The 1,232-nt window shown below is 32.5% G+C and carries 2 protein-coding genes and 1 pseudogene; 2 read left to right on the top strand and 1 reads right to left on the bottom strand.

The features are described 5' to 3' along the window. Nucleotides 1–126 precede the first annotated feature (126 nt). Nucleotides 127–447 (bottom strand): hypothetical protein, encoded by a 321-nt coding sequence (locus tag PVV66_RS09565; protein WP_273719613.1) that lies wholly within the window; start codon nt 445–447, stop codon nt 127–129. A gap of 94 nt (nt 448–541) precedes the next feature. On the opposite strand from PVV66_RS09565, the gene PVV66_RS09560 reads away from it, so the two are divergent. Beyond that, a complete protein-coding gene (locus PVV66_RS09560; RefSeq protein ID WP_114647946.1) occupies nt 542–853 on the top strand; it encodes an XRE family transcriptional regulator in 312 nt (103 codons plus the stop codon). Nucleotides 854–1,042: 189 nt separating this feature from the next. Beyond that, nucleotides 1,043–1,232: pseudogene (locus PVV66_RS09555) on the top strand (hypothetical protein); the annotation flags it as partial.

Raw genomic sequence — 1,232 nt, 5'->3', positions numbered from 1 at the left:
TTAAGCGCCTTAACTTGATCTCGATAATACAAAGCAAAGCGAAACATCACTCCGCATAAAAGCAAGACTCCAAACACCACACACACAACGATCGCTATCATTTCATTTAAACTCATTTTGATCTCCTTAAGGCTGTAAATTATTACCCGCGTTATTAACGCCGGAACTTTTTGTAAATTTTGACATTGGGGGCATTTGTTGCTCTTGCATTAATGACTGCAAGCGCTCGGGATAAAAAAAATCTTCTGGACGCAAATCTATCCCATGATCACGTGCGTAGGTTAATAACTGCGCTTGATAAATTGAAGGAAACAATCCATTAGAACCACCCTTCTCTTTAGAATAAGTGATACGATAAACAGCACCTTTACATTTCTTCAAAATACGCGAAACGTTAATAGCCCCCCCTAGATATTTTATTATAGTATACGCAGGTTCTTTTTTCATAAAGATAAAATTTCATATTTTATGAATTTTATCAAGATAAAATTTCATATTTTTTTTATTGATTTTTCATTTCATATGAAAGACTTTGTATTTTATGGAATCAGATCAGTTAAAGGTATGGCTTAATGCGCAATTAGCTAAAAATGGTCATGGTAGTAAGAAAATGCTAGCCAAGCATTTAGGAGTGTTACCATCTACCTTAACTAGTATGTTGCATGATTCAGGTACAAAAAGATCAATAAAAGCAAGTGAATTAATAGAAATTATTGATTTTTTTGGCGAAATCCCCCCTTTTCTAATCAAAGAATCTGAACAGTTTATTCAACTGTATTATCAAGCAAATCCCGAAGTTCAGAAAGCTGTTTTAACGATTCTTCAGAATTCTTGTTCTTCAGACAAAAAATAATAGCAGCCATCACTTTTTTATCTCCACAATTCCAAAGTTTTTCTAACATTAGTTTATCCATAATTAACCTACACTTTATTAAAATTTCATATTTTCTGAATTTTTATATTGACAATTTTCATAAATAATGAAATATAAGTTCCATATCTTAGAAAATAACTTTTGCCAATAGGCAGTATGGAGGCATTTGTGAAGAAACCAGTGTTTATAAATTCTGATGAAATTCTCTTAGTCATCTGTGAAAATGAAGAACAAAATCTCGCTAAAGCGGGTCCTTTCTTAGAAGAAAGTGACATGATCAAATTTATTGATCAAACCGATAATGCTGTGCAAATCTTCCGTGTGGAACCAACGACTAATCGTTGTGAAGATATTTCTG

Origin of the sequence: Bartonella sp. AU16XJBT (assembly GCF_028618665.1) — a bacterium.
GTDB lineage: Bacteria > Pseudomonadota > Alphaproteobacteria > Rhizobiales > Rhizobiaceae > Bartonella.
The sequence above is the reverse complement of the archived record's forward strand: the minus strand, read 5'-3'. Positions and strand labels throughout refer to the sequence as shown.

What these genes read in the sequence shown, in the direction of transcription:
- PVV66_RS09565 (WP_273719613.1), bottom strand. Translation starts at nt 447, where the DNA reads ATGAAAAAAGAACCTGCGTATACTATAATAAAATATCTAGGGGGGGCT.
- PVV66_RS09560 (WP_114647946.1), top strand. Translation starts at nt 542, where the DNA reads ATGGAATCAGATCAGTTAAAGGTATGGCTTAATGCGCAATTAGCTAAA.